We start from the raw sequence: 23,514 nt of genomic DNA on the forward strand, positions 1-23,514 counted from the left end.
ATGTATATCATATCTATTTTAAAGGAAACAGCGGAAATTGACCAAAGAAAACACATTTAATCATTTAAACTGTTGTATTTTCTTCCGATAATAGATAAACAAGAGCGTTGATTTGCACACATAAAATGATTCTTACTAAAAACTGTTTACTAAAAACAGTTGCTTCATATGTCTTTCATTTTTCCTCTTTGTCTAGTTGATTGAAGTGAAAGGTGCAAGACTCCTGGGGGACGAGTGTGGCAGGTGAGATTCCTAGGGCGCAAAGCGGCAGGAAGCTCACCGCACGCCCCCCGGAAAGCGAAGCACCTGTAGCGGAAATCAACACTTACAAAAGCAACTTTGCAGATTCCAACAAAGGCTTCTAACAGAACCTGCTATAAAAGGGAGATACATCAATGAAAGAAAATACTGTACAAGAACGCATTATTTTATTAAGAGAAGAGTTATATCGTATTTCTTCTCAACTTAACTATGAACTAACACATCCTAGACTCGTAACTGTAAGTCAGCAGCTCGATCAGTTATTGAACCAATACGCGAAATTAGAACAAAAAGCATAAAAAATGGCCGATCACCGGCCATTCTATTCTTGCTCATTATAATTTGTTCTTTGCTGCTCAATCTTATTAATTATCCGTTCGACTTCCTCTTCAGCTAGCTGACTGGAAATCATATCTTTCCGAAGAAGATTTTCAACTGCCTCATGTTCTGCGTATAAAGCTTCAATTGATGCCTTATATTCCTGTGATTTTCTCCACTCTGGATGCTGTTCATACATCTCATCTAATTTCTTTTTTGACTCCTCACTTTTATGAACGTACAATGCTTTCCACTTTTCGAATACAATGGATGAAATAATTGCTTCTTTTTTCAGCTGGTATAGTCTCTGTATGGCATGATCATATCTATTTACAGCTGTTATCACTTCTTCATATTCTGTTTTCTCCTTGTTAGGACCTTTTATCTTTAATCGACTGATAAGAGCAGAAATCGTCATGCCTTGTGCTAGCAACGAAAAGAACACCACACTAAACGCCAAAATAATGATATTCTCTCTGCCAGGAAAATCATTAGGTAAACTAAGAGCAAGCGCAATGGATAAAGAACCTTTAAGTCCTCCCCAATTTAAAACATGCTTCCACTTTGTTGGTATACCCTTAATAGAAAACAGTGTTCCGTAGACCGCGATTGTTCTTGCAATTAAAACAATGATAATGCTGCTAATAATCAGTCCCCATTTATCATTAATATTAATATAAGCAATCTCTAAACCTACAAGTAAAAACACGAGAGAATTGGCGAACAAAGCTAACACATCCCAGAACGAATGGATGTTTATTTTTGTTGTAGGACTCATTCCGATTTTCGCTCCATAGTTTCCAAATGTCAGTCCAGCTACAACTACTGCAATGACCCCTGAAACGTGAATGCTTTCAGCTATTAAGAAACTTCCATAAAATAAGAGAATAGAAAATAAGATCTCTAGTGGATAATCATCATACCAGCTCGTAAACTTTGAAAAAATATAGCCGAATCCTCCACCAACAAGGACACCGCCAAACGACACTTTTAACAGCATCAGCAGTGCTGATACAAAACCACCTGCACCCATTTCAATATAGGATGGCAGATAGATCGAAGCTATCATGAAAAGGACAACAGCTAACCCATCGTTAAATAAACTCTCACCTTCAATGATTGTAGAAAGTTTCCTGTTCACTCCGAGTGATTTAAAGATACTTAGCACTGAAACAGGATCTGTTGCACTCATTAGTGCTGCGAATACAAAAGCGGTTTGAAGTCCAAGACCGAGTACATAATAAGAGCCTGCTCCGACAATTAAAAACGTGAGAAACGTTCCGCCGATCGCAAGCGCAATGATAGGTTTTGCATGATCACGCAAATGACTGAATGGAAGCTTTATACTTGCCTCTCCTAGCAAAGTAGGAAGCAATAAAGAGATAATAATGAATTGAAATGTTTGTCCTTCTTGAATAATGCCTTTTATTGGGTCCAGCTCTGGAACTGGAACGAGACCAATGATTCCGCCAACAATGACCAAAGCAATAGGATATGGTTTGTTAATTTTCTTTGCTAGAGCAGTCACACCAACAGCAACAGCTAATAATACCAAAGCAATATTTAGTGAGTGATGCATAACAAGCTCCTCTCAATCTCTTACATCACTTTATATTTCCCTAAACTAATTCAATTCAGACAGAAGTATGACGATTAAGAGCATTTCGACATTATCTTTCATTTTTATGTAGTATTTTGTAACATTACCACTTTTTTCGACGAAACCCTTTCTCTTTTCGTAAATCTATTGCATATTAATTTAAGACAAAATCTCTCATGAAAGTTGTGAATAAAACATGTTATTACAATTAATTGAGGAAAAACGTGAAGTACTGCTCTGTCTTGGGAAAACTTATGGACTTACAGCACGAGAAACCGTAATCTGCAGTCAAGAATTAGATCAGCTATTAAATAGTCTTGATGGATTTAAGCAAGAATCTGTAGACGAAACGTAAATCTTGTCTATTTCCTGGGAAATTTGTCGAGTTGAAAGAAAATTCCATTAAACTTTCTCTTTTTTTACTAAAAACCACTTATTACCTTATTTACCTATTATTATATGAATATATTATTGTAATCTACTTGTTACCTTCTCCTAATGAGTTTGTTACATTTCATTAGTATAATTGGCAACCGAGGCGTATTTAACCAATTATACATATTAGGAGGAGTTATCATGATAAAAAAATGGGTAATTACAGGGGCTCTAGCATTCGGATTGCTCGTTTCTGCTCCAGTCAGCGGATTTGCAGCAATGGGTGATCACACTCTCCGACCAGGTGTTTGGGACAATGACGTATATGAACTTCAAGGAAAACTTAAAGCGATGGGATATTACGATTTTGCTGTTACAACAGGCTATTACGGTCCTGTTACGAAACAAGCGGTTACAAACTATCAAAAAGCAAAAGGCTTATTAGTAGATGGGATTGCTGGGCCACAAACATTTAACAGCATTCAAAATAACGTACAAAAAAAATCCATGACGGTTGCTTCAACAGCTTACACAGCAAGTTGTGATGGCTGCAGCGGTACAACGTATGGTGGGACAAACTTAAAAGAAATTCCTTATGCAAAAGTTGTCGCGGTTGATCCAAATGTTATACCAATCGGTTCTGTTGTTTACGTTCCTGGTTATGGCTATGCAGTAGCTGATGATATTGGTGGCGGAATTAAAGGGAATGAAATTGATGTATTCATGAAGAACTATTCAGATGCAGTCAATTGGGGTAGAAAAAACGTTAATATCACAATTATAAACTAACACGAGATGGGGCAATTAGACCCCATCTTTTTTTTGTTCTTGCTGTTATATGAGGCGGTAAGCTAATCATTTTGTTACATTAATTTCAAATATATTACATTTTTCATTTTCTAAATATTATAATAATGGTAAAGTTGGATTATATATTTAGAAAGGAAGTACATATATGAGCATGCTGCATGAAATGACTACAGTTAAAAATGCTATTGCACAAGTTCTAACGGGTAAAGACGAGCTTGTTGAACTAACGATGATTGCGATTGTCAATAAAGGGCACCTATTACTAGAGGATGTTCCAGGCACTGGAAAAACGGTTCTTGCCAAAAGTCTCGCGCGCTTGATCGGAGGAGATTTTAAACGAATACAGTTCACTCCTGATATTCTTCCTGCTGACATCACTGGAATTCAATTCTTTCATCCTAAACACCAGGAATTTGAGATGAGGCCTGGACCAGTTATGACCAACATTTTATTAGCTGACGAAATTAATCGTGCAACCCCCCGTGCTCAATCCAGTCTTTTAGAAGTGATGGAAGAGCGACAAGTAACGATAGATGGTGAAACGCTTAAACTTCCGTCTCCGTTCTTAGTTATTGCTACTCAAAATCCGATTGAATCTCACGGAACATTCCCACTTCCAGAAGCGCAGCTTGATCGCTTTTTTATGAAACTTCCATCTGGATATCCTGATTACAATCAAGAAAAAGAAATGCTTCATATGTATCGTTCAAAAAATCCGCAAGATACGCTCGAACCCATTTTCTCACTGGAAGATATTCTATTAATGCAGCAAGAGGTACAGCACATTCATGTGAGTGATGAGGTTGAAAATTACTTGCTTTCTATCGTTCAAGCTACTCGGAACCATGAGTTTATTGAGAATGGTGTATCTCCTCGTGGAACCCTTGCTTTTATGAGAGCGGCTCAAGGTGCGGCTTTTATACAAGGAAGGACCTTTGTTACCCCTGATGATATCCAATATGTTGCTCCATATGTTTTGGCTCACCGCTTAGTTCTGACGATAGAAGGAACGATGAGAAAAACAAAAGAGCATGTGCTGCGTGACATCTTGGAATCGATTGATGTGCCTGTAGAATCTGAGGCAGGAAGATAACATGCAGTGGAGTAATCAAGTATGGATTAAGCCTGTTTTCAAGGTGCTCGTTCTTTTTAGTCCGCTACTCTTCATCATTGGGTTTTACCGTAATATTTCATTTCTCTTTCTGCTAGGGCTGTTTATCTTGTTCTTTTACGGTGCCACATTGCTGCAGTTCAATTCCGCTGCTCAAGATTTGCATGTGGATCCTGTTAGACAAGTCTATCGGCTGTTTCCTGGGGACTCGGATGCCTTTTCTGTAAAGCTTCTCCATAAAGGATTCTGGCCATCTTTTAGAGGAGAGATCTTTCTTACACATAAAAACATTATCTCTTCAATAGAAACGGATGATTCCGCTTTATCCAAAGGCAGAATAGAAGTGAAACGCCCATTTGCTATTTATCGAAAGACGGCATACACACAAATAATCCCATTTGTGGCTCTAAAACGCGGTACGACAAGAATCTCGAATGTGACGCTGCATATCCATGACCCGCTGCAAACGAGTGGACAATCCTTAACGTTCCGAGAATTGTTTCCAACTGAAATCATCGTGTATCCGAAACCACTTCCTGTCCATCGAATAGAGCATCTTTTCTTTCAAGGAACAGGTGAAGCGTCGCGCCCTTTTGCCCTGTTTGAGAATGCATCATTACCAGCAGGCAACAGAGATTATACCTATGGAGATTCTTTTCATAAACTGCACTGGAAAGCAACTGCAAGGACAGGAACACTTCAAACAAAAGTTTTCGAAAAAACGGTGGTCTATCATTGGACGTTTGTATATACGATACAGCCTGATCATAAGGATACGAGAACAGCAGATGAGATTGAAAAAGAAGTCAGTTATCTGGCGTTCATGTGTCAGTTTGCGGCTGAAAAAGGAATTCCCTTTGAAGTTTACATCAATTTCAAAGTTCCTGGTCCGCTCGGCATGTATCATGTCCCTACAGACAGCGGAACTCAGCATCTCAGTAGAGTATTAGAAGGACTTGCTCGCATAGACCGATCAAATGTAACGGTTAAGCCTCAATACATGTGGACAAAAATAAACCGGAATTTCGCTGGCAAAGTTCCGTTTGTAATCCTTTTAGGACATATTCCAAGTGATGCTGATACTGTTTTCATAACAAAGAAATGGATACAAGCTGGGGGAAGATTATTCTATATCAGCCATAGTGATCCTGAAGCATTTCTGATGCCATATCGGGCACAGGAGGTCGCAACATGTTAAACAGTCAGCGGTTTATTTTGTACGGAATGAACATGATCTTTGATAGCATGCTTCTATTTTTGTTGTATGTCTTGGTTTTACAGGGAGGTACTTGGCAAGATCTCTTGTTTTATATAACAGCATTGATTCCAATTATTGCACTGAGCGGCTCTCTCTTCACGTATAAGCCGGCTCTAATAAAAGGAACTCTCGTCATTACGCTCATATCGGCTATCTTTTTATTTTGGCTGTTAACATCTTCACTACTGTTTTCAGCTATTTTTTCATCTATTTTCATATGGAGAAGCACAGAAAATTGGCAGGATCCACTAAAGGCTGATCTAGAGCTCCTTTTAGCCGTATCAGTAGTACTTTCTCTTTTGCTGTCTTTCTTTTTCAAAGACGGTTACACCGTCATGTATGGCGCTGTCTGGCTCCAATTTATGTTTATGCTTTTTATAAAGATGACGGTTCATTATTTTAAGAATCCATCTGCTGATAAACTATGGAAAGATTTCTCTATCCCAATTAGCATTGCTGGTTTAAGTGCAGTGATTCTCATCTTTTTAGGACCGCTTAAACAATTCATTTATTGGCTAGTTGATGGGCTATTATTCGTGATGTACTATATTTTGGCCGTTCCATTATGGAAACTGTTTAGCATTCTCGCCGTTCCCATTCAATATTTAATCAAGTTATTCGAAAAGGATGAAAAAGTAAAAATTAATACAGGCACTGTTGAAGAAGACCTACTAATGCCTGAAAAGTATGCAGCTTCCGATTTTTCGATTCTGTGGTGGTCTGTTGTTATCCTGCTAGTTCTAATCGTCGGATTTTATATTTGGAGAAAAAAAGCGCTCCTGCTCGGCAGGCAAGATCTTTTATTAAGCGACAATTTATCTGCCTTAAGTCAGGCAGACATGAAAGGCAACTACTTTTCTAAAAAAAGATGGCTGCACTCTAATGATCGGACACGAAAGCGATTTTTACGCTTTGAAAAAGCAATGGATAAACGCGGCTTTTCGAGACTGCAAGGTGAATCCCCTGCCCTTTGGTTTGAACGGCTTAAATTGACTGGAGACGAAGCGGAGTCTGTTTTAAAAGTATATGAAAAAGTTCGATACGGTGAAGAAACCATTACGAATGATGAATTCAACCATTATGCTGAAGTTATTAAAAAACTTGAAAAGTCAGATCATCTTCAGAAGAAGAAGTCTAAATAAAGGCTTCTTCTTTCAATCTGTTTACTGTTCATTACATCCATCATAATATAGACTATAGTTATAGAAGTAGTCGGAATTAGGGCGTTAAGGAGGATACTATGACTAAAAAGATTTATGTTATACATGAAAACAGTGAATGGACGGCTCCATTGTATCAGCGTTTTGAAGAACTAGGACTTCCCTTCGAAGATTGGCACATGGCAAAGGGTCACATTGACTTAACAGAAGCTCCGCCAGAAGGCATTTTCTATAACCGGATGAGTGCTTCTTCTCACACAAGAGGACATCGATTTGCACCTGAATATACATCCGCTGTTTTAGCTTGGCTCGAAAGCTACGGGCGGAAAGTGTTCAATAACTCTAGAGCTCTTCAACTTGAAATCAGCAAAGTAAATCAATATACTGCTTTAAAGGCTTTTGATATACCTGTTCCACGCACGATTGCAGCTTATGGAAAAGAGGAGTTATTAAAAGCAGCAAAAACCTTTGATGGTCCTTTTATCACAAAACACAACCGTGCTGGCAAAGGACTCGGTGTTCAGTTGTTTCAAAGCCAAGCGGCTCTTGAAACATATGTGAATTCTTCAGTTTTTGACGAATCAATTGATGGCATTACCCTTTTACAAGACTATATCAAAGCACCTGAACCTTACATTGTTCGCTGTGAATTTATTGGCGGTAAGTTTTTATATGCTGTACGCGTAGATACATCAGAAGGATTTGAACTTTGCCCGGCTGACGCTTGCCAGATTGGTGATCAGTTCTGCCCGATTACCGAGCAACCAGTTACACCAGAGCCGAAGTTTAAGATCTTAGAGGACTTTAAACTTCCCCTTCAGGAGAATTACGAAGCATTTTTGAAAGCGAATGGCATCACGTTCGCTGGAATTGAAATTATTACAGATAAAAATGGGAAAGTATACGCATATGATGTGAACACAAATACGAATTACAACCGAGATGCAGAAGAAAAAGCAGGCATTTACGGAATGAAGGCAATAGCTGAGTTTTTAGGTAATGAGCTGTAATATTCTTTTCTAAAAAAGAAGTTGTTGGACTTACTCTCAAAAGACATCGTTGACAAGTTGATTGGAGTGTAAGGTGGGAGACTCCTGGGGGATCAGCGGGACAGGTGAGACGCATAAGCGCACAAGCGCCGAGGTGGCTCACCGCACGCCCCCCGGAAAGCGAGCACCTGAAACGGAAATCAACTACCCCAAGAGCTAGAAAAAGGTGAGAGCTTAAAGAGGCTCCTCACCTTTTCTTATGTATGATCGACAACAGCAGGTGTCTGATTTAAGCTCTCCCATAAATAATAGGTAATGTACGTACGCCATGGTTTCCAATTCTCTGCAAGTTTCCTCACTTCTTCTTCTGTAGGCTGCTCCGTTAACTGCCAGACTTTTCGAATGGCATTTCTTAATCCGATATCAGCTGCCGGAAGCACGTCCGTTCGTCCCATACCAAATATAAGCAAACATTCAATCGTCCACTTGCCGATTCCCCTTATAGGAAGCAAGGTGTTCATTACTTGTTCATCCGTCATCGTCCATAAGCTTTCTAAATTGAGCTTTCCGTCTGCGATTAGTTTTGCAAAATCAATGATGTACTCAGCTTTTCGCTGGCTGAATTGCAGCTCACGAAGATTTTCGTATGTAAGCTTTGAAACAGCGCCTGGTGTTGGAAAGATTTGAAAAGCCTCTCCTTCTATCTCTACCTCATCCCCTGCAGCTTCAATAAGCCTTTCGGTCAGTGTTCCGGCAAACGTCAAATTGACTTGCTGGCCAATAATGATCTTCACAATCGATTCGAATAAGTCTGTATCAGTTAGAAGTTTTAAGCCTTCAAAACGATTTAGTACATCTGCTAATTCGTTATGCACAGCGAAATGCTTATATAGAGGCGAAAGGTCAATTTCGGTTGAGAAAAGCTGCTGAATCTTAATTTTTGCTTCTCGTTCATTCACTTCACCATTTAAAGGTTTTATTAAGCACTCTAAAAAGGGTTGGATTACAGTACCGCTTGAAACAACTTTTATGTAACAATATACATCGTCAATTCGTATGATCTTTTCGTATTTTGTAAATTGCTCATTAAGCTTTAAGACATGAGTTTTACCTGTAACCGTCAATCGCTGCATCATTTTTTGAAAATCAAATGGCGGTTTAGGTGCTAATGTAAACTTCATCCTCTACTCTTCCCTTCTTATGAACGTTCATTGTCTGCTTCAGTTTTATCTTCTTCTTTTTTTACATATGGATTATCCTCTAACTGATCTACAGTATGTTTATAAGAATAACCTTTCGTAATAGCCGCCGCGAAAATGATAATCACAAAAATGATGATAACAAGGGTTATTAATATAGAAATGGTTAACGTACTCATATATACTCCTTTATTAAAACTGACTTCACCTGTATGATAGCACATTTTCCCATCTAAAAAGCAGTCATGCCTGTAGTAAGGCACAACTGCTTTAATTAACGTTTATCGTTTTTCTTCGTACTTTTCATGCATGATGAGCCGGTTGATATCAAAACGGTCAGTCGGTTTTGCTGGACCGTCCGCATATCCCAGCGTAATCATCATGACTGGAATAAAACGCTCTGGAATACCCAGTGCTGGCACGATTGCTGCATGATCAAATCCAGTCATTGGACAAGAGTCAACCCCAGCTGCTTTAGCTGCGAGCATAAGCTGCATCGCTCCAAGAGATGCGTTTTTAAGCGCTTCTCTTTCTCCGATTGCACGCCCTTGTGAATAGGCAGAGTTAATGTTTTTTAATAAGATGGTTCGTGCTTCTTCAGGAGCTTTTTCAAACACTTCGGCGGCCACTTTGTCTGCTTCAGTATCTCCTAAAACAATAACAACTGCAGAGGCATCAAGTACGTGCTTTTGATTATACGCAATCGGGAAAAGCTTTTCTTTTTGCTCTTGTGACGTTACAACAATAAAGCGCCAGTGCTGAAGGTTCCAGGCAGATGGTGCTTTTCCAGCCATCTCTAAAATCTTATGAAGTGTCTCATTCGGTATCTCTTTATCTTTTTGATACAGTCGGACAGAAGATCGTTCTTCCATGACTTTAAATGTCTCGTTCATTCTCTCCACTCCTTGCTCCGAATTTCTTAGCTGACTTAACTTCGCAATAAAGAGGTGCCTGTAGTAGCCGACACCTCTTTACTATGCCACCAATTATAGTGGGTTATCAGTTGCAGTCAAAGATTACGCATTGCGCTTAGCTGCTGCTAATTCCTTTGCAAGTTCTGTAGCTTTTTCTCTTGCATCGGCTAAAATATCTTCTGCATGGTCTGGAGCTGCAGCCATTCCTTCTGTATATACATGGTGATAATCAGTAATACCGATAAATGCCATTACGCCTTGAAGGTATCCATTCGTAAATTCAAAAGCTTGTGCAGGACCTTCGGAATATACACCGCCGCGAGATTGGATGTGTACAGCTGTTTTTCCGCCTAATAATCCAGCTGGTCCATTTTCTGTATACTTGAACGTCTTACCTGCCATTACAACGTTATCGATGTATGCCTTTAGCATTGGAGGGTAGCTCAAGTTCCACATTGGTGTGTTAAATACGTACATATCTGCAGATAAGAACTGCTCTAAAATCTCACCCATACGGCTTGTTTTTTCGATTTGTGATGGTGAAAGCTCTTGGCCGGCAGCTAATTTCCCCCATGCATCAAGAACATCTGCATCAATAAACGGAATGTTTTCTTCATAAAGGTTAATCGTCTCGATCTTGATGTTTTCGTCCTGATTGGAAAGCTCATTTAAAAAGTGACGTCCTAAGCGAAGACCGAATGATTGATCGATTGGTTTTGGATTTGAATTAATATAAAGTACTTTCATTGTTGATTCTCTCCCTTGGTTTTTTGCTATTTTAGTGATTAACTTCTCTTTAGTAAGTTGATTCCTTTACATCATAAAACCTTAACTTACTTTTGTCAAGCATTGAACTTTTAATTATTATCATGATTTTATTTAGTATTTTTTACCAATAAAAAAACGCTTTCCAGCGAAAGCCAGAAAGCGTAAAGGGGAGCAAATTTAGTGTTCCATCAAAAGGAACTTGTACCTTTATAAAAGTTATATTCTTCAAGGCCGTCAAAGCACTTCAAACGGTCCCCGATCGTTAATCCAAAATCAATATAAGCGTGACTTTTGGCTGTTAACAAATTTTTATCTTCCACGATTTGTTTCGACTGGTAAGTCCCATTTAACCAGCTATTGGCTTTAGCAAATTCATCATCGCGCAATGAAACGGTGTAGGACCTGCCGTTTATTATTCCTGCTCGTCCTAAAATAACAGCTCCGTTACCAATCGCTGCGATTTTAATATTTTCTCTGTTAAACACTTGCAACAAATGCAGCAGCCTTGGATTTCCTTGAGTAAATGCTTGTTTCCCTCCAGGGATGATCAGCATTTCATAATCCATTGGACTTATATTTTTCACTTTAATCGTGGGCTGCATCAGCAAACCACATTCACTCGTAACAGTTCCTGGCAACAGCGAGAAAGGCAGCACTTCATATTTTTTACCGATTATAGATAAAGTCGTCATTACTTCAACTTCTCTAAATTGAGGATACAAATAAACAAGTACTTTCTTCTTCAATGGTATTCACCCGTTCCTGTTACTTTTCTACCCGTCTTGCTGGGAAGAGGGTGTATCACTATTGTAGCAGGATGTATTCAAGCTTTGTATTGGGAAAATTGAAGGAGAACATGTGCTTTCTTTTTAGTAAAATTCATGCAGTTTTCCCAACTTATTAGATAGAAACAATCTTATATTTACTATTTTTTTGTTTAAGTAACCCCTATTTCTGGTTAGATTTAGTACACTTATCAATTCACAACATCATTTTTATGAACAAAAAGATAATGGACTCACTAGTATAAATGTCGCACAAATTACAGTGTTTGCCCTCCAAATTAATTATGTTCTGCAGAGCGAGCATAAACACAAAAAAACCGACCCACAATTCAATGGGCCAGCCATAAAAAACAATGCATACTATTTATGTCCTCTTCCTTTTGTCAGGTGGCAGGGAACCCCTTTTCCTAACGCTCCTGGTTTAGACATTCGGTCGATATAATCCAAACCCCTAGCACACTGGGTTTTACAGGCAATGCATGTTTCGCTCGTTACCATTTTTTGCGTGTGCTGATATTTGTTTACGGCACTATCATATTTATTTTTAATATTTTTCTTTGCATTTTTCTTAGCCATTTCCGAACCCTCCCCCTGAATCCTAAACACAGTGTATGTAGGAAGGAGGGCTTTTGACATTCCTTTTAATGAAAAACTGTTTTCGCTTGCATTGTTGCTTTTGAAAGTAGTTGATTTCCATTCCAGGCTGCTCGTTTACCACGGGGCGTTGCGGTGAGCCTCGCACCTTGGCTGGCACAGAAGAAAATAAAAATGAGATTTAAAACAACAAGCTTTTTCTTTTAGAATGATAAAATTAAAAAAACTACCCGATGTACAGGTAGTCTTCGTCATATGCTACTTGAAAATCAATGGATTGCCTTTCAGCCATCGAAAAAATATAATCGCTGTCTGATTTATCGTACGACAATAAAAAATCCTGTAAGGGCATGTTGTATTTTTTCCAAACCACTTCCATCAGCCACTTTTGACTGATTAAAAAGTACTCACCATTGAAACGATCTACTTTAATGGTATTGCCTACATACATCCATAACACTCCCTTTCGAAGAGGTAGGTTAATTATGCATTAGGTCTTACGGTTGTACCTTCATTATATTCGTTTTATCAGAAAAGTCAAAATTTATAACGGATATAATTTCTTATTGACACAAATAGTGGAAAACGATTTACACCTATTACAGGGAAGACTAAAACAATAAAATAATGTTCTAAAAATGTTTATAAAATAATTCTCTTTTACCATGACCTTTTAACCATATTATGGTAATATCAATAAGGTGTAAGAAAACGTGTAAAACCTTATAAATCGGGAATAAGGTAATAAGTTGATGATATAGACAAAGGAGTAGTTCGTATTGCAAATCGTAAAAGAAAATATTCTAGCATTATGTCTCCTCCTCTCTATCCCTTTGCTGAATATCATCTATCAGGTGTTGAATCATGGGGAGCGTGGAGCGAGACAACTTATTACAGCAGTAGATCATCAAATCCCATTTGTTGAAATTTTTATTGTTCCTTATGTGCTTTGGTACGCTTTTATCTTTTTAATGTTTGTCTACTTTTGTATTTATGACAGAGCCATTTACTACAGAACCCTATTGAGTTTTTGTGTAGGAATGCTGGCATGTTATGTCATTTACTTCTTTTTTCAAACCACTGTACCGCGGCCGGAATTAGCATCAGAAGGAATGCTGACAAAAATTGTTCAATACGTTTACGGTGCCGATCAACCCTTTAACTGCTTTCCAAGTATTCACGTGTTGAGCAGTTACCTAATGGTATTAGGCATCCGTCATAGTAAAATGTGGACCATAAAAAAAGATATTATCGTTTCGTCCATTGCTTATAGCATCATTTTATCAACCCTTTTTGTAAAACAGCATGTAGTACTGGACGTAGTAGCCGGAATTTTATTAGGAAGTCTTCTCTTCAAGTTATTTTATTATCTCGAAGCCGAAACTGTATCCACCTTCTTTAAACGAATGTTCAAAACCAAGCTTCAAAGCTCAGAAAAAAGCTAATTCACAAAGGACTGCTGTCAAAAGCGGTTCTTTTTTTGTGCATTTTGGAAGGGTCGATGGCTTTTTTGTATGTGTGGGAAGTAAAAAGCGTTGAATTTGTCGAGGATTGTAGACTCTTGGATAAATGGCAAAAACTTTTGGATTTAGAGCCAAATCTCGTGGATAAACAGACGAAATTTCTGGATTACTTACCAAAACTTCTGGATTGCTCGAGCATAATGCCCCGCCAGGTAAATGTATTGACCAATTTCGGGACACGAAACTGCACCTTTAATTTTAAAAGACTGAAAATAACTTCTTAATCAAAAAGACAAGAATCAAGATGCGTTTTTCGCTAGATTCTTATTAAAAAGCTGAAATCGCAAACTATTTGGTTCCTGAGAGTAGTTGATCTTCGCTCCAGGTTTCTCGCTATCCGCGGGACGTACGGTGAGCCCCAATGTTTTAACGATAGGCATAACTTGGCTAAATTGAAAATAAAAATAACATGGGAAGGAGTGATAATTGATGAGCAATGAAAATAAGGATCTGCAAGAACAGATGCGCGCAGAAAGTATGCACCAGATGTGCAAGCAGCATATGTATTATCATGTCACGATTAAAACCCGTGAAGGTCAGGAAGTTGAAGGCATCATTACTGATTTAGACAAAAAAAACGTGTATATAATGGTACCACAAAACATGATGCCTGCAGAAGAAGCTGAACAAGAAAGTCCACAAATGAGTCAGCAGCAAATGGGCCAACAGGCGCAACAGGCCCAGCAAACGCAGCAAAGCGGCCAGCGATATCAGCGTCAATCGTATGGTCGTCCATATTACCGCCGCTTTTATCGTCAGATCTATCCGCTTGCAGCACTTGCTGCTTTATCTCTGTATCCTTATTATCCGCCGTATCCCTATCCTTACTATCCGTACTACCCGCCGTATCCTTACCCATATCCATATTATTAAAAGCAGCCGCCTGAAAAAATCAGGCGGATTTTTTATGATTTCAAATGGTTAAAAACGGGAAGTGTACATAAGTCCGATTATTTAAGGAGGTAATATCATGGCTAATATTTTGGTTGTTTATTATAGTTCTTATGGCCACATTTATGAAATGGCACTCGCAGCAGCTGAAGGCGTTAAGCAAGTAGATGGCACTGAGGTAAAGGTTGTTAAAGTTCCAGAATTTGAAGTTACGAAAAAATATATGTCACAGCAAGATGCTTACGTTAAAGCCCAGGAAGCTCAAGCTGATATACCTGAAGTAACACTAGATGATTTAAAATGGGCAGACGGCATCGTTTGGGGCATTCCAACTCGATACGGCATGATGCCTGCTCAGATTAAACAATTACTTGATTCGGCAGGCGGCCTTTGGGCAAATGGAGATCTAGAAGGTAAAGCCACTGCAGTGATAACAAGTTCTAACACGATTCATGGCGGTCAAGAATCTACAGCTATCACTTCATTCGTACCACTTATGCACTTCGGAATGATTTATGTTGGCTTACCATACGGCGAGAATCCTGAACAGATGACATCAGAAGGAATTGGCGGTTCTCCATATGCGGCTTCAACGGTTGCGGGAGCAGACGGAAGCCAACAGCCTCAAGATGCCGAAAAAACCATGGCGTCACGCCTCGGAGAACGAGTGGCGAAAGTAGCCAAAGCACTTAAAGGTAACCTATAAAAAGAGACAAGCAGTATAAAAAAGCTCAAACCACCTCGTAAATGCGAGCTGATTTGAGCCTTTCTTTTGGTTTAGGATGCAACCATGGGGTGGTTGGAGCGTAAGGGTACTGACTCCTGCGGGACGAGTGGGACAGGTGAGACCCATAAAGGCGCGTAGCGGCATGGGGCTCACCGCCCGCCCCGCGGAAAGCATGTACCCTGGAGCGGAGATCACAGCACCAACATTTTATTTGGTGACTTTTTCAGTTCCCTCTATATGAAGAAGCTTATTAATATTATGCTTTCACGTCATACCCTTGATCTTCAATCGCTTCACGCATAGCTGCGTCCGTTACTTTAGAGCTATCCACTTCCACATCCACGTTTCCTGTTTCTAAGTGAACAACCACATTTTTCACTCCATCCAATTCAGTAAGTGCGTTCGTTACCGCAGCTTTACAATGTCCGCACGTCATTCCGTCTACTTTTAATGTTTTCTTTTCCATTCTTTATTCCTCCTAATTTTCATTTAGTTTTAATCGTTTTAATCGCAATGCATTCGTGACAACTGACACAGAGCTGAAGGCCATTGCAGCACCGGCAACCCACGGTTCAAGCAAGCCGAATGCAGCAATTGGAATCCCTGCTGAATTATAAAATAAGGCCCAGAACAAGTTTTGCCGAATGTTTCGCATCGTCTTCCGGCTTAATTCGATTGCTTTTGGGATATGATTCAAATCTCCCCCAACAAGTGTTACGTCTGCCGCCTCGATCGCCACATCTGTGCCTGTTCCGATTGCCATTCCGATATCAGCTGTTGCAAGAGCAGGTGCATCATTGATCCCATCACCCACCATCGCAACAATCATCCCTTTTTCCTGAAGCTCACTTACTTTACGCGCTTTTTCTTCTGGAAGGACTTCAGCAAAAACACCTGAAATACCTACTTGTTCGGCAATCGCATGTGCGGTTCTCTCATTGTCACCGGTGATCATATACACATCAATACCCATTTCTGTTAACCGGGTAATCGCCTTTTTTGATGAGTCTTTAACAGTGTCAGCAACAGCGATAAGTAAAACGAGTTCACCATCTATCGCCCCTAGCATAGCGGTTTTGCCTTCACGTTCAAACTTTTCAAGTGCTTCTTCATGCTCTAAATAATCAACCGATTTTTCTTTCATCAGCTTTCTCGTTCCAACTAGCACCGCTTTTCCATTCACTGAAGCTTCAATTCCATGCCCTGGAATGGCATTGAAGAAATCTGGATCTGTCAAAGAAATTCCTTTATTTTTTCCGTACTCCACAATCGCTTCAGCTAAAGGATGTTCTGAACTTTTTTCAGCCGAGATTACTTCAGATAGAAAACCCTCTCTTAGCTCAACCATATCCGTTACTTCAGGCTTCCCCTTTGTCACAGTTCCGGTCTTATCTAAAAGAATAGCATTTATTTTGTGTGCACCCTCAAGATATTCGCCTCCTTTAAAGAGAATACCCTGTTCGGCCCCTTTACCTGTCCCCACCATAATGGATGTCGGTGTTGCAAGACCTAATGCACACGGACAAGCAATAACTAAGATGGCAATCGCCACTTCAAGTGCTTGAGGCAAGTTGCCCGAATCTACAAAGAAATACCATGCGATAAAAGCGGCAACCGCTATCCCCACAACAATTGGAACGAATATGCCAGAGATGTAATCAGCCATTCGCTGAATAGGTGCTTTCGACCCTTGTGCTTCTTCAACAATCTTAATAATCCCAGCGAGAGCAGTCTCTTTACCAACTCTTTGTGCTTCCACCCTCAGCGTTCCATTTTTGTTGATCGTCGAACCGATTACAAAGTCACCTGCTGTTTTTTCAACTGGTATAGACTCCCCTGTTATCATGCTCTCATCAATCGAAGAATTCCCTGAAAGCACCTTGCCGTCTACAGGTATTTTTTCGCCTGGTTTTACGAGAAGCTCATCACCTGCAACTACTTGATCTAGTGGTATCTTTACTTCTTCTCCATCACGAATAACTGTAGCTTCCTTCGCTTGCAGGTTCAGCAGTTTAGAGATTGCTTCGGTTGTTCTTCCTTTTGCAAGTGTCTCAAAATATTTACCTACTAAAATTAACGTAATCAAAACCGCACTCGTTTCAAAATACAGCTGTGGCATTTCGTTAGGGTTTCCGATTGTTTTGAACGCTTCTACAACACTATAAAAGAAAGCCGCAGATGTTCCTAACGCCACAAGTACATCCATGTTTGCACTCTTATTTCGAAGCGCTCGATACGCCCCTACATAAAATGGCCCACCGATATAAAACTGTACGATAGAAGCGAGCACTAGCTGAAACCAAGGGTTCATCAAAAGATGAGGAAGCGGCAAGCCAAAGTCCCAAGGCATATGAGCAATCATCGTATATAAAAGCGGCAGCGATAAAACGATAGAGAGAATCAATTTTCTTTTCTTGGTCGAGATTTCTTCTTCTTTCTTCGTTTTCTTCGATTCCCTATCTTGCTGGATGGATCCTTTATAGCCTAGTTTTTCTATCTTTTTTAAAAGATCATCCACCGAAACGATAGAAGGATTGTATTCTATCGTCCCTGTTTCTCCCGTTAAATTGACGGTGGCGCCAGAAACGCCGTCCATTCGGTTTAAACTTTTTTCAATCCGCGTAGAGCAAGCGGCACATGTCATACCAGATATATCAAGATCCACTTTCTCTTTAGCTACCCCATAGCCTAGCTTCTCTATTTTTTGTTCAATCTCTCCAATCGTGGTCACTTTAGGATCAAACTTTACAGAAGCTTTTTCCATGGCTAAGTTCACATTGGCGTCAACACCATCCATTTTGTTCAATACTTTTTCAATCCGGACCGCACAGGCTGAACAAGTCATTCCTGTAATTCCAATATTCGTTTCCTTTTCGCTCATGGTTTTCACCTTCTTTTTACGATTTGGAGAACTGTTTAATTACTCTCATCAATTCTTCAATAGAGTCTTCACCATTCCCAGACTTGATCGCATCTGCTACACAATGCTGTGTGTGGCTTTCCATCAGTTGAAAGCCGACTCTTTTTAAACCTGCTGTTACCGCGGATATCTGCACGAGAACATCAATACAATACCGGTCTTCTTCGATCATCTTTTGAAGACCGCGCACCTGGCCTTCTATCTTTTTTAAACGATTGTTTAAATCTTGTTTATCACTGTCGCAGCGATGTGTTTTTTGTTCCATAGCGTATCACCCTTTCATAATGGGATGCTTTATACTTTATAATATACTATACCCCCCCTATGGTATGCAAATTATTAGCTTATGTTCTATTCTTTTTAACAATTGTGTAGATACCTATTACAGCTGCTGCCCCTAAAATTATCTTTCCTTCCATGTTCCACTCTGCAATGTTATAGACCGAATAAGCTTCAAGCAATAGTGCCGGCACTTTTCCAATCGAACTTGCTAAAATAAAAACCCCTGCTGAAACAGCTCCGATCGCACTTGCAAATGTAACTACTCCTGATGGAACGAATGGCAATAACCTTAGAGATACGATTAAAAGAAACGCATCTTTCTCTTTTGCTTCTAACAATCTTACCACCCGGGGGTACCCGTTTAGCTTCTTTCTTGTAGCCTGTTTAAACCCTTTTCTATATAAAGCGAACGAAACTGCAGCTCCTGCAGCCTCTCCGATAAATGAAATGAAGGTACCATTCCAAAAGCCAAAGAAAATAATGTTGGCACCGGTTAAAAAAACAGATGGAACGACACCTAAAATCGCGATCACAATATTAAGCAAAATAGAGATCAAAATGGCCCATTCGCTATATTCTTGAAAAAAGGTTAATACGGTTTCCGACATTATGTACGTTCCTCCTCTAAAAGCTTCCCCTTATCTTATCTATCCTACTAAAAAAGCCATGCGAGTGCATGGCTTTGGTCTTACTTATTTTCGGTTATGAAGTAAAACGGTTAAGCTGATTAGCGTTACAAGGATAGTTGCGCCCATATCAGATAAAATCGCGATCCATAACGTTAACCACCCTGGGATGGTAAGGAGTAGAGCCAAAAGTTTCAGTCCAAGCGATAAACCAATGTTCCACTTGATGATTCTGTTTACTTTTCTGGATACCTGAACAGCATCTGGCAGTTTGCCTAAATGATCTTGCATAAGAACGATATCTGCCGTCTCAATGGCACTGTCTGTTCCTTTTCCCATTGCAATTCCTAAATCAGCGGTTGCCAGTGCAGGTGCATCATTAATTCCGTCACCGATCATGGCTACTTTTCCACTCGCTTTTAGTGACTTTACCTTTTCTACCTTTTCTTCTGGCAGCAAACCTCCAAAGAAAGCGGAAACTCCTGTACGTTTTGCTACTTTTTCCGCTACTGCGGGATGATCTCCCGTTAGCATCACAGTCTCTCTAACACCTTTTTCATGAAGAGCCCGGATGATAGCTGGACTTTCTGTTCTGATCTCATCCGCTATGGCAAACACACCTAGAATTTCACTTTCACTTGCTACCAATACGATTGTGTTTCCTTCATCTTTTAATGAAGTAATTACACTTTCTACGTTTCCGTCCGCTTGTATATCACCAATTATCTTTTCGTTTCCTAGTCGATATGTTTTTCCGTTCACAATTGCTGTAATTCCTTGTCCAGAAACAGTTGTGATCTCCTCGGCTTCAATTTCTTCTGTACCGAGTTCCCTGCACTTCGCAATAACCGCTTTTGCTAACGGATGAGACGAAGATCTTTCAATGGCGTATGCCACTTTATAAAAATCAGGGTGAAACGCTTGCTCTGCCACAACGTGCGGCTCTCCTAAGGTTAAAGTACCTGTTTTATCAAACGCGATGATCTCTATTTTTCCGAGTTGTTCTAAATAAGCTCCGCCTTTAATCAGAATGCCGTTTCGTGCATTTACCGTGATTCCAGACAAAATAGCGATTGGTGATGAAAGAATAAGAGCGCAAGGACAGCCAACGATCAATACGGCAAGACCTTGATAAAACCACTCACCCCACGGCTCGTTTAATAAAAGCGGTGGCACCAGTATAACGAGTGCAGAGATAATCATGATAATGGGTGTGTAATAATTTGCAAAACGGTTGATAAACAGCTCAGTCGGTGTTTTTGATTCCTGTGCTTCTTGGACGAGAGCCAAAATTTTTGATAGTGCTGATTGATTGTACGTTTTCGTGATTTTCACGTGAAGAACACCTTCATTATTGATACTTCCGCCAAAAACCGGTTCCCCGTTCTCTTTTTCTACAGGCAGCGATTCGCCCGTTATCGCAGCTTCATTTACTGAGCTTTTACCATAAACGACAATACCGTCTGATGGTATCTTTTGACCGGTTTTCACGAGAACCACATCATCGACTTTTAATTCTTCAATCGAAATGGTTTCTGTATTACCATCTTTTAAAAGCAGAGCTTCTTTTGGAGCAACCTTTAATAAAGTCTCCATTGAACGGCGTGCCTTTTCCATTCCATATGATTCAAGCAGTTCATTGATTCCAAACAGAATGGCAACAAGTGCAGCTTCTTTCCATTCTCCGATCGCAACCGCCCCTATCAGCGCGACTGTCATCAATGTGTTTATATCGAATTTGAACTTTGTAAGATTGCGAAGGCCTTTCATAAACGTTGAATAACCTGAAGTGATTGTGGCTATCGCATATAACAGAATGGGTATATACGAAGAATTCAGTGCCCATTCTGCGCCTAATGCTGCAATAAAAGACGCTACAGAAACATATAAACCGATCATCAGCCAGTTCGGTCCTGTTGGCTCTCCGTCTGATTCAAAGCGTACATTTTCTGAAGAAAGAATAGAACGAACTGCTCTCATATCCATTTTCTCATCCAAAACAATCTTACTGGAGTTGAATTGAACTTTCGTTTCTTCACCGCCAGGAAGCTGCTGTATCTCCTCTTGTAATCTTAAGGCGCAGTGACCGCAAGATAATCCTGTAATCTTATGCTCTTTCATATTTCCCCCTCCTCTCTTTAGTCGTGTCTTGCATGATGTATCGTTTGATGCAAGAGAGTCATAACGTGTTCATCATCTATTGAATAATAAAGTGTTGTTCCTGCACGTCTAAATTTTACTAATCTTAAATTTTTCAAAAAGCGTAATTGATGAGAAACTGTGGATTGCATGAGTGCGAGTTCTTCTGCTATTTCTGAAACACTGCATTCCTTTTCCCCTAACAAATGCAAAACTCGGATGCGCGTAGGATCTGAGAGTGCTTTGAAAGTTTGAGATACGATAAATAGTGTTTCCTCATCAAGTTGTTCATATTTGTTATTTTGATCAGACATCCCAGCCACCCTTTCATTATCACCTTTCAATCATTATATGAACATATGCTCATATATGTTACTTAGAGTGTAACGAATATTTGAAAAATGTGCAAAGCAAAATGCTGTTTGGGGAGTCTTTGTTGCTCTTGAAAGTGGGTGATTTTCGTTCCAGGCTGGCTGCTCGCTTTCCGCGGGGCAGGCGGTGAGCCACATTCGTACGTTTAACGTATAAGAGTCTTACCTGCCCGCCTGTCCCGCAGGAGTCTCGCATCTTGCACTCCAATCAACTGACACAGAAGCAAATAAAAATGAACTTGAAAAAGCATCAATCTTTTAGAAAAGTGACTTTCTAGAAGCTATATACGAATAGGCATTTTTCATTCTCTTCATTGACAAGTTGATTGGAGCAGAAGGTGGCGAGACTCCTATGGGACGAGCGGTCAGTACGAAAAGTGGAAGTGGCTCGTTCAGCCCCGACAAGCAAAAGGTGAATGGGCTAGGAAGGCGCACTTTGCCTTCATGACCATTTAACTTTTGACCTCGAGGGGCTAGCCAATGAAATTAGACAGGTGGAGACTCCTAATGTCGCAAAGCGGCAGGAGGCTCACCGTACGCCCCATGGAAAGCGAGCCACCTGGAGCGGAAATCAACTCCTCTCAAAAGCAACACTGTTTTACGAAAACAATCTCAAACAAAAAGAAGCTGCGTTCACAGCTTCTTTAACCGTTGCTTGCTTCTGCTCTTTTTAATCTTTGCTTTTTACCATAGGTCAATGTTTTCCACACCCATTCAAGCGGTCCCATGGTGTATCTTTGAAGCCACCACTTCGAAAACAGCACTTGCAGTGTGAAAATGGCTGCAGCGATAAAAACCCCTGTAAGCGGGCCATATTCTCCGTATAGGCCGAAACCATAACTGTAAAAAATCGTTGTAGCAATAATGGATTGTGTTAAGTAATTGGTAAAAGCCATCCGGCCTGTAAACTGAAAATAGTTAAACAAACGTTTAAACTTACCGCCCCGGTACAGAAGTACAATACTGCATATATAAAAGATGCTCATCATCGCTCCGCCAAACTCATATCCCCATGACATCGCGGTGTCATAGCGCCAATCCTCCCCTTTATAAGGAAAGAAAATAACCGGAAGGATTTTGCTCCCAGCTCCAAGTATGAGTGACAGCAGCCAAAGTTTCCATAACCCTCTGTTTGTGAACGTTCTTTTTTTAGCGGCAAATGCACCGAACAAAAACATTGGTAAAAGACCTGCTATAAAGAATAGAAAATAACGGTTTAAGTCTGTCCATTCTCTAATTCTTTCCTGCATGATTTCAGTGTAGGTACCCTCACTATAAATTTCAATCGACTGTTGAATCTCCTGTTCTTGAAGTTCATTTTGAGTGCTTTGATATGCTAGTGCAGTTCCGCTTGTCCAATAGTTATACGTTAATGTGGTCATAAATAAGCTGTATGCTGTAATCAAAACCAGCCCTGTGATGAGCAGCACATTTCTAGGAAATCGATAAAATACAAGCATGAGTAAACCAACTACAGCATACATGATCAAGATATCTCCGTACCAAAATAGGAGCACATGAAGGATGCCAAAAATCAGGAGAACGAACTGCCTTCTTAGGAAGACAGGTGCAAAACTGCGATTTTTCTCTGCTGCCCTCTCTCCCATCAAAACGATGCCAAATCCAAACAAAAACGAAAACATCGTAATAAAGTTTCCTTGAACGAAAAACTCTAACAGCACATTTGTCCAAACGTTGTATGGTTCATTGAAATATTCATAGCTTAACGCACGGATTGGTGAATCAGGTCCGGAAAAGGACTTCATATTTACGAGTAATATGCCAAATATGGCTATGCCGCGCATGATATCTAAGGACTGTATCCGTTCATGATCTTTTACTGGCGTTAACTTCATAATAGGCCCCACTTCAATTTTTTTCGCATGATTCCAC

Annotated in this window: 27 protein-coding genes; 11 read left to right on the top strand and 16 right to left on the bottom strand. The window is 39.9% G+C overall.

Annotated features, from left to right (window positions below; genetic code table 11):
* Positions 1 to 236 precede the first annotated feature (236 nt).
* Positions 237 to 365 carry a hypothetical protein gene (locus tag P8610_RS16130; protein ID WP_394605245.1) on the top strand — a complete coding sequence of 43 codons (129 nt, stop codon included), beginning with the start codon at positions 237 to 239 and terminating at the stop codon, positions 363 to 365.
* Positions 366 to 395: 30 nt separating this feature from the next.
* Complete coding sequence (locus tag P8610_RS16135; protein ID WP_394605246.1) at positions 396 to 560, top strand: Spo0E family sporulation regulatory protein-aspartic acid phosphatase; 165 nt, start codon at positions 396 to 398, stop codon at positions 558 to 560.
* A 23-nt stretch (positions 561 to 583) separates the two neighbouring features.
* Here P8610_RS16135 and P8610_RS16140 read toward each other — a convergent pair whose 3' ends face one another.
* Positions 584 to 2,158: a cation:proton antiporter gene (locus P8610_RS16140; RefSeq protein WP_394605247.1), complete on the bottom strand. Its 1,575-nt coding sequence runs from the start codon at positions 2,156 to 2,158 to the stop codon at positions 584 to 586.
* A gap of 217 nt (positions 2,159 to 2,375) precedes the next feature.
* On the opposite strand from P8610_RS16140, the gene P8610_RS16145 reads away from it, so the two are divergent.
* The 6 genes from P8610_RS16145 to P8610_RS16170 all read left to right on the top strand — a co-directional run bounded on the left by P8610_RS16145 (position 2,376) and on the right by P8610_RS16170 (position 7,903).
* Positions 2,376 to 2,534: an aspartyl-phosphate phosphatase Spo0E family protein gene (locus tag P8610_RS16145; protein ID WP_289496780.1), complete on the top strand. Its 159-nt coding sequence runs from the start codon at positions 2,376 to 2,378 to the stop codon at positions 2,532 to 2,534.
* Positions 2,535 to 2,755: 221 nt separating this feature from the next.
* Positions 2,756 to 3,343 carry a 3D domain-containing protein gene (locus P8610_RS16150; protein WP_394605248.1) on the top strand — a complete coding sequence of 196 codons (588 nt, stop codon included), beginning with the start codon at positions 2,756 to 2,758 and terminating at the stop codon, positions 3,341 to 3,343.
* A 172-nt stretch (positions 3,344 to 3,515) separates the two neighbouring features.
* Positions 3,516 to 4,457, top strand: coding sequence for an AAA family ATPase (locus tag P8610_RS16155; RefSeq protein WP_394605297.1), 942 nt, complete (start codon positions 3,516 to 3,518; stop codon positions 4,455 to 4,457).
* 1 nt (position 4,458) lies between these two features.
* Complete coding sequence (locus tag P8610_RS16160) at positions 4,459 to 5,673, top strand: DUF58 domain-containing protein (protein WP_394605249.1); 1,215 nt, start codon at positions 4,459 to 4,461, stop codon at positions 5,671 to 5,673.
* Positions 5,667 to 6,875: a DUF4129 domain-containing protein gene (locus P8610_RS16165; protein ID WP_394605250.1), complete on the top strand. Its 1,209-nt coding sequence runs from the start codon at positions 5,667 to 5,669 to the stop codon at positions 6,873 to 6,875. Before P8610_RS16160 ends, P8610_RS16165 begins: the two co-directional genes overlap by 7 nt.
* Positions 6,876 to 6,973: 98 nt before the next feature.
* Positions 6,974 to 7,903, top strand: a complete 930-nt coding sequence (locus P8610_RS16170) for an ATP-grasp domain-containing protein (RefSeq protein WP_394605251.1) — start codon at positions 6,974 to 6,976, stop codon at positions 7,901 to 7,903.
* A gap of 236 nt (positions 7,904 to 8,139) precedes the next feature.
* Here P8610_RS16170 and P8610_RS16175 read toward each other — a convergent pair whose 3' ends face one another.
* The 7 genes from P8610_RS16175 to P8610_RS16205 all read right to left on the bottom strand — a co-directional run bounded on the left by P8610_RS16175 (position 8,140) and on the right by P8610_RS16205 (position 12,593).
* Positions 8,140 to 9,063, bottom strand: a complete 924-nt coding sequence (locus P8610_RS16175; protein ID WP_394605252.1) for a DNA-3-methyladenine glycosylase family protein — start codon at positions 9,061 to 9,063, stop codon at positions 8,140 to 8,142.
* Between the two features lie 17 nt (positions 9,064 to 9,080).
* Positions 9,081 to 9,260 (bottom strand): YtzI protein, encoded by a 180-nt coding sequence (ytzI, locus tag P8610_RS16180; RefSeq protein ID WP_394605253.1) that lies wholly within the window; start codon positions 9,258 to 9,260, stop codon positions 9,081 to 9,083.
* A 102-nt stretch (positions 9,261 to 9,362) separates the two neighbouring features.
* Complete coding sequence (locus P8610_RS16185; RefSeq protein ID WP_394605254.1) at positions 9,363 to 9,974, bottom strand: nitroreductase family protein; 612 nt, start codon at positions 9,972 to 9,974, stop codon at positions 9,363 to 9,365.
* Positions 9,975 to 10,097: 123 nt separating this feature from the next.
* Entirely contained in the window at positions 10,098 to 10,742 is a 645-nt protein-coding gene (locus P8610_RS16190) for an FMN-dependent NADH-azoreductase (protein ID WP_394605255.1), read from the bottom strand.
* A 209-nt stretch (positions 10,743 to 10,951) separates the two neighbouring features.
* Positions 10,952 to 11,509: a DJ-1/PfpI family protein gene (locus tag P8610_RS16195; RefSeq protein ID WP_394605256.1), complete on the bottom strand. Its 558-nt coding sequence runs from the start codon at positions 11,507 to 11,509 to the stop codon at positions 10,952 to 10,954.
* Positions 11,510 to 11,908: 399 nt separating this feature from the next.
* Positions 11,909 to 12,124 (bottom strand): hypothetical protein, encoded by a 216-nt coding sequence (locus P8610_RS16200; RefSeq protein ID WP_289496791.1) that lies wholly within the window; start codon positions 12,122 to 12,124, stop codon positions 11,909 to 11,911.
* A gap of 244 nt (positions 12,125 to 12,368) precedes the next feature.
* On the bottom strand, positions 12,369 to 12,593 hold the full coding sequence (locus P8610_RS16205) for a hypothetical protein (RefSeq protein ID WP_394605257.1): 225 nt from the start codon (positions 12,591 to 12,593) through the stop codon (positions 12,369 to 12,371).
* Positions 12,594 to 12,921: 328 nt separating this feature from the next.
* Here P8610_RS16205 and P8610_RS16210 point away from each other — a divergent pair, with 328 nt between their 5' ends.
* From P8610_RS16210 to wrbA, 3 genes are all read left to right on the top strand, one after another.
* Positions 12,922 to 13,587 (top strand): phosphatase PAP2 family protein, encoded by a 666-nt coding sequence (locus P8610_RS16210; protein WP_394605258.1) that lies wholly within the window; start codon positions 12,922 to 12,924, stop codon positions 13,585 to 13,587.
* 507 nt (positions 13,588 to 14,094) lie between these two features.
* Positions 14,095 to 14,538 carry a hypothetical protein gene (locus P8610_RS16215; protein ID WP_394605259.1) on the top strand — a complete coding sequence of 148 codons (444 nt, stop codon included), beginning with the start codon at positions 14,095 to 14,097 and terminating at the stop codon, positions 14,536 to 14,538.
* Between the two features lie 97 nt (positions 14,539 to 14,635).
* Complete coding sequence (gene wrbA / locus P8610_RS16220) at positions 14,636 to 15,262, top strand: NAD(P)H:quinone oxidoreductase (protein ID WP_289496795.1); 627 nt, start codon at positions 14,636 to 14,638, stop codon at positions 15,260 to 15,262.
* A gap of 277 nt (positions 15,263 to 15,539) precedes the next feature.
* On the opposite strand, the gene copZ is transcribed toward wrbA, so the two are convergent.
* The 8 genes from copZ to P8610_RS16260 form a co-directional block, all read right to left on the bottom strand.
* Entirely contained in the window at positions 15,540 to 15,749 is a 210-nt protein-coding gene (gene copZ / locus P8610_RS16225; protein WP_394605260.1) for a copper chaperone CopZ, read from the bottom strand.
* A gap of 12 nt (positions 15,750 to 15,761) precedes the next feature.
* On the bottom strand, positions 15,762 to 18,164 hold the full coding sequence (locus P8610_RS16230; RefSeq protein WP_394605261.1) for a heavy metal translocating P-type ATPase: 2,403 nt from the start codon (positions 18,162 to 18,164) through the stop codon (positions 15,762 to 15,764).
* 16 nt (positions 18,165 to 18,180) lie between these two features.
* Positions 18,181 to 18,468 (bottom strand): metal-sensing transcriptional repressor, encoded by a 288-nt coding sequence (locus P8610_RS16235; protein WP_066236004.1) that lies wholly within the window; start codon positions 18,466 to 18,468, stop codon positions 18,181 to 18,183.
* A 79-nt stretch (positions 18,469 to 18,547) separates the two neighbouring features.
* Positions 18,548 to 19,093, bottom strand: a complete 546-nt coding sequence (locus P8610_RS16240) for a TVP38/TMEM64 family protein (RefSeq protein WP_394605262.1) — start codon at positions 19,091 to 19,093, stop codon at positions 18,548 to 18,550.
* Positions 19,094 to 19,177: 84 nt separating this feature from the next.
* Positions 19,178 to 21,232, bottom strand: coding sequence for a heavy metal translocating P-type ATPase (locus tag P8610_RS16245; protein ID WP_394605264.1), 2,055 nt, complete (start codon positions 21,230 to 21,232; stop codon positions 19,178 to 19,180).
* Between the two features lie 17 nt (positions 21,233 to 21,249).
* Complete coding sequence (locus tag P8610_RS16250) at positions 21,250 to 21,564, bottom strand: ArsR/SmtB family transcription factor (RefSeq protein WP_289496800.1); 315 nt, start codon at positions 21,562 to 21,564, stop codon at positions 21,250 to 21,252.
* 58 nt (positions 21,565 to 21,622) lie between these two features.
* Positions 21,623 to 21,817 carry a hypothetical protein gene (locus P8610_RS16255; RefSeq protein ID WP_394605266.1) on the bottom strand — a complete coding sequence of 65 codons (195 nt, stop codon included), beginning with the start codon at positions 21,815 to 21,817 and terminating at the stop codon, positions 21,623 to 21,625.
* A gap of 448 nt (positions 21,818 to 22,265) precedes the next feature.
* Entirely contained in the window at positions 22,266 to 23,477 is a 1,212-nt protein-coding gene (locus P8610_RS16260) for a DUF418 domain-containing protein (RefSeq protein ID WP_394605267.1), read from the bottom strand.
* Between the last annotated feature and the right edge of the window lie 37 nt (positions 23,478 to 23,514).

The sequence above is a fragment of the Fictibacillus sp. UD genome, from assembly GCF_043558025.1.
Taxonomy (GTDB): domain Bacteria; phylum Bacillota; class Bacilli; order Bacillales; family Fictibacillaceae; genus Fictibacillus.